We start from the raw sequence: 4921 nt of genomic DNA, 5'->3' as shown, positions 1-4921 counted from the left end.
CACAGCGCGTCGGGGATGTGGTGAAACTTTGACGTCGATTGATCGCCCACAGGCACCTCCGTGCAAATCGAGAATGGTCTCCTCAACCTGCACTACGGATGCTTGCAGCCAAACGGTTCGGTACTCGGATAGGCTCTAAGTAATTTCAACGGCAAATAGCATTTGCCTTACGAAGCATTCGACACGCGCCGCGAGCGATTGCGCGAGTTGGACTAGAAAGTCCCCGTCGGTAATGTCATCGTCGACGCCTTCATTCAAGTGTACAGCTGCACCGCATTTCGGACGCGAGGGTTGAGAAATCGAAATGCGTAGCTAGAAGTATCCTCGTTGCGGTAGCCCATAGTAGCCTGCTTTAGGAACTAAATTACTAGCCTCTTTAGTGGCACAATATATGTGCGCCGTTAGTTCTGAAACGTGCTGTTTTCCGGAGGCTGTACTGATTATTTAAGACACCGTGCGCGAGTTGCTTCGTCCTCAAAGGCAGAGGTCGAGAACAAATGTTCGGTTGCAATGATGGATACTGCTCAACATCGTTGCGGCGCCGAGAAACGTGACCTTCTAATTGAAACCCTCTTCAGAGGGCGACTACAGCCTCGGCTAGTCGGTTGAAAAATCTTGCGAGTAGTCTGTTCTCGCATCGCGGGAGCGGTTGTGTTTTTTCAAACACGACCGCCCCGCGCGTGGGGCGGTCCTTCCCAGGAGCGCCTTTCATGATTGCCCTTGCCAGACAATTTTCCAGGATTGCACGCCGCACGTCTATCGAAAAAGACCAAAGATCGAATTGTACGGAGCAGTTCCTCTTGCTTTTGCCCGCTATTCGTCGCCATGCCCAGATCCGATTTCAATTTCTGGACGAAGAAAATCGCGAGGAAATGATTGCGGCCGTCGTCGCGCACGCCTGGAGTTTCTTCATGAAGCTTGCGAGTATGGGACGGGAGAAATTGGCATTTGCCGGTCCTCTAGCCCGCTATGGTATTGCTCGAATTCTCGACGGTCGTCAAGTCGGCAGCCAAGCCAACGTCCACGACATTAGTTCGAAATGGTGCCAACTTCGGAAGGGAGTCTGCGTTGATGCTCTCGTTCAACGTGATCCAACGAACGGCGAATGGCAGGAGATCCTAGTCGAAGACCGAAAAGCCCTCCCCTCGGATCTTGCTGCCATGCGAATCGACTTTCGAGAATGGCTCAAAACTCTCGCTCGACGGGAGCGTCTCGCGGCGGAATACCTGGCGGCTGGTGAAAAGACCCAAGCTGTCGCGAGAATGTTGCAAGTGAGCAATGGCCGCATTAGCCAAATACGCGCCGAGCTAGAACGCGCCTGGTTGCGTTTTCAAGGAGAAGTCGACGAAACTCGGGTTTAACAAGTTGCCAATCTGTCTACGACCATAGTCAGGGGCGCAGTCGGCGGGGAGCACCCACTCGTTTCAGAACCGATATCGGGAACGAGCGGGTGCTCTCGATTGGCGTGGAGCATCGCCGTCGAACTGTTGCGAGAGGCCCAAAACTGCAGGATGTAGCCAGAGAAAGCGTGTTTGATTGTTCTTACAAAGGGCCATTGCATTGTCCGATCCCGAAGCAGCATTAGCTGCATTGACATGCATTGATCGACTTGCGCAAATGGAATTCGGAAGCTCCACCAGCGAGTCTAATCTAGCAATGCAAGACCGGGACAATCTGCAATGATGCGTCTATCTGCAAATAACCGTCTAGTACGTGAGGACGTTGGTGTACCAAGCCAATACCGGGAGCATCCCAATGTTCGTAATGGCCTGTTTTTCGCACTGCCGTAGCCACTAATCAGCGCCGTAGCAGCCAATATTAATACCAAACGATTCGACGCCGCTTTGTGGGCCATGGAATCAGACCTAACACGCGCTGCGGGCGCGGTCGGAGTCGGATTCTGGGGTAGTCACCGAATTGTTTATTCGACATTGGCGCCTCCGCGAACGGATATTACGCAGAACATCGTGCAGCCTCTCGGTTGGACGGCGGAGTAAATTGAAGCGGTGAATACGATCGGTCAGCACCGAGTTGAGCGATTAGCGGCACCAGCACAAGGTTACGCAGGATGGTTGCTGACGAACCCGCAGTTTTTACAGGAGCATGATTCGTTGTTTCAGACCTGGCGAGAAGAGGTTGCTCGACAGGGCATTCCCCTGATTGGAGCCACACGATCTCTCGGCCTTCTTCCGGAAGCAGTCCGCCAGGCCGAAGGTCGAACGGCGGAATATCTGACCGCTTTCGAGGAATTTTTCCTTCGCTGGCTTTTGACGGGCCTTGCGGCTCCCCGTCTTCCGCAGCCGCTGCAGCCCCAGCTATCAGCGCTGAGCACGTCAACGGTACTCGGCTACATGCGAGGTGGAGGATACGTGTTCTGTTTTCCTGACATTTCGCCAATTCCCAGCCGCGATGAACTACGGGAAATGATCGAAGACGCTCTGCGCGGAGCCGAGGCTCCTGAGCACCTGGCCGATTGGATGGATAAAGTCCGCGCCGACAATGCTGCCAGAAACACGATTACGAGATATGCTCGGTTGTTCGACTTGCAGCATTATCTGCGCGCCTTGCATCAGCGGCACCACAGTGTTCTGCACCGACGTAAGAGCTCTGTCATTCAGGCGTTTGCGACTTTTTTCCAGGTGTCCTCAGACACGATCGCGGGGGATCTCGACGTAATCGACAAGCGCCTCGGCAAGGAGTGGTTTTTGGCCACTCCGGGGCCGGCTTCGCCAAATCCGTAAGTCGCTGCCAAGCGACTTCGGTTTTATTGCCCATCGATAATCGCTCTGTTGAGTTCCTTGGCACTCGTTCACGATCCACGTGAGAGAGCCGTGAGAAATCTCAATGGGCGATGTCGATGGCCACGGATGGCATTACCAAGCTGCTCTCGATCAAGGAACTCAGCGATCTGACTGGGTTCTCAGTGAGCACTCTGCGCCGGCGAGCCAACGACGGCACGCTCGCGAAATATCAGCCTGGTGGCCATCGAACACGGATGGCCTTTCATCCGGACGCGCTCGGTTGTAGTTCCGTTACTTTCGATGAAGGTAACGAAACCTCGCGCAATTCGGCGTCGATCGAAGACGTGACTTGCAAGCTTTCGGGGCCGAGGCCCAAGTGGAAGGCATTAGATTCTCAACCTTAGATTGATCCCGCTGATCAACCATATGCCAAATAAACGCAAAAATGAACGAATCGTTGGCCAATACTTTAACTGGTTACTTTACGAACGCGATGGGGTCTATCAAGCGGATGGCCGCGCGAACAAGCCGTCGGCAGCTCGACATTCGCTTGGAACGAAAACCTATCAAGAGGCTCTCGAAGCCATTAAACGTCTCGACGTAATCAAGGCAGTCGAACTCGGGCTAGCTGACCGCGATCTCTTAAGGGCGGCTGAGAGTGAGCTTGTTCCGCTGGGTGTAGGCGTGCAGTTTTACTTGGCGCATGTGCAGCGACCACGGGTCACGGGGGGAGCTCGACCGGCGACACCGAAGCGGTATCGGGCAGTCTTCGACAAGTTTCTACCGCACGTCCGGAAGGAAGGATATCGGTATTGGAACCAGATCACACCGAGGCAGCTTCACAACTATGCCGCTTGGCTCGACGGTGAGGGTTATGCATACCGGACAGAATTTCTAGAGCTCACCACGATCAAGCAAGCTGTGCAATGGATGATCAACGCCGGACATCTACCGGCCAGTTGTGCAATCAAGTTGCCGTTGCCTAAGCCTTCGGGGACCGACACGTATTGCTGGCAGCCCGATCAAGTCACTGCCATGATCGCGTACAGCTATAGTGTGGAAGAGCTGGGTTGGCTGGCAACGGTCTTAACCGCGTTAGCTTGCACGGGCATGCGAATTTCAGAATTGCGTTCGCTACGCTGGTCTGACGTCGATATGTCCAACAACTTTATTTCGCTCACTGACGAGAGTACGAGTCGGCATCGCCGTCGTGGGAAGCCCAGGCAAATCAAAAACCATCGAAGCCGATCGTTTCCAATCGACGCCACCTTGCATCAGGTGTTGCAGGGCATGTCGCATGACAGCGATGGGTTAGTATTTCACGGGCCAAAACGAGGTCTACTCAGTCCGGATATTGTGCGGCGCACCTTAATCCGTGATGTTCTAACGCCGTTGAGCCGTCAATTCCCAACGACGGGAGCGTTCGGCTTCATCGACGGACGTCTGCATAGCTTCCGCCATTATTTTTGCTCGGCCTGCGCCAATAGCGGCGTGCCGGAGCCGGTGGTAATGCAATGGCTGGGACATCAGCAGAGCGGGATGGTGCGCCACTATTACCACCTGCATGATCGGGAAGCTCAGCAACAAATGCAAAAAGTCAGTTTCGTGGGGGCGGTCGGCCGTCGTGTTGACGGTGACGTAAACCCACCTAGTTCTCAGGAGATCGCCCAGACAAAAAGTACATCCGAAGAGATCGAAGCAGTGGCGACCGAAGGCCGAGAATTGGCCGTTGATTGACACAGATTTGACACAGTTGGCTGTGTCATTCAGGACACGTCTCCGTAAGGCCTTAAATCACGGTACCTTACGGAGAGCTCTTTGTGTCGAGCGGAGAGGACAGGAACCGAACACCTGCCGAAAGCACGGAAAAAACCGCTGATTGTCAGGAAGGCGGTGCAGAATCCGGTGCAGTTGCCAACCCGGGCGAACACCATTTGAACCGGATCATCGCTGCTTGGCCGAACCTACCGCAGCAAATCCGTCGAGCGATAGTTGCACTGATCGATTGATGCTCGGCAGCCTCGCAGAAGACGAGACAGGCTGCGGCTAGAGGGTCAGGCAGTGTCCGTGAGATATTGCAAGAAGTTGTGGATAGGAAGTTTTCAGGCGGCGGTTGCTTGGGGTTTGATTCCATCGATGAATTGAACTCCGGCGATCACTTCGGGCAGCAGTTGCGAGCC

3 protein-coding genes are annotated in these 4921 nt (G+C 54.3%); all 3 read left to right on the top strand.

All coding sequences use genetic code 11. The features are described 5' to 3' along the window. The first annotated feature begins 710 nt into the window (after nt 1-710). The 3 genes from VGN12_21635 to VGN12_21625 all read left to right on the top strand — a co-directional run bounded on the left by VGN12_21635 (nt 711) and on the right by VGN12_21625 (nt 4478). On the top strand, nt 711-1361 hold the full coding sequence (locus VGN12_21635; GenBank protein HEY4312065.1) for a hypothetical protein: 651 nt from the start codon (nt 711-713) through the stop codon (nt 1359-1361). Between the two features lie 645 nt (nt 1362-2006). Continuing rightward, entirely contained in the window at nt 2007-2741 is a 735-nt protein-coding gene (locus VGN12_21630) for a hypothetical protein (protein ID HEY4312064.1), read from the top strand. 405 nt (nt 2742-3146) lie between these two features. Continuing rightward, nucleotides 3147-4478: a site-specific integrase gene (locus tag VGN12_21625; GenBank protein ID HEY4312063.1), complete on the top strand. Its 1332-nt coding sequence runs from the start codon at nt 3147-3149 to the stop codon at nt 4476-4478. The last annotated feature ends 443 nt before the right edge of the window (nt 4479-4921 follow it).

This window comes from Pirellulales bacterium, assembly GCA_036499395.1.
In the GTDB taxonomy this organism is placed as follows: Bacteria; Planctomycetota; Planctomycetia; order Pirellulales; family JACPPG01; genus JACPPG01.
This window is presented reverse-complemented; position numbering and strand designations above follow the sequence as displayed.

Coding starts and splice junctions, on each gene's coding strand:
- VGN12_21635 (HEY4312065.1), top strand. CDS start 711: ATGATTGCCCTTGCCAGACAATTTTCCAGGATTGCACGCCGCACGTCT.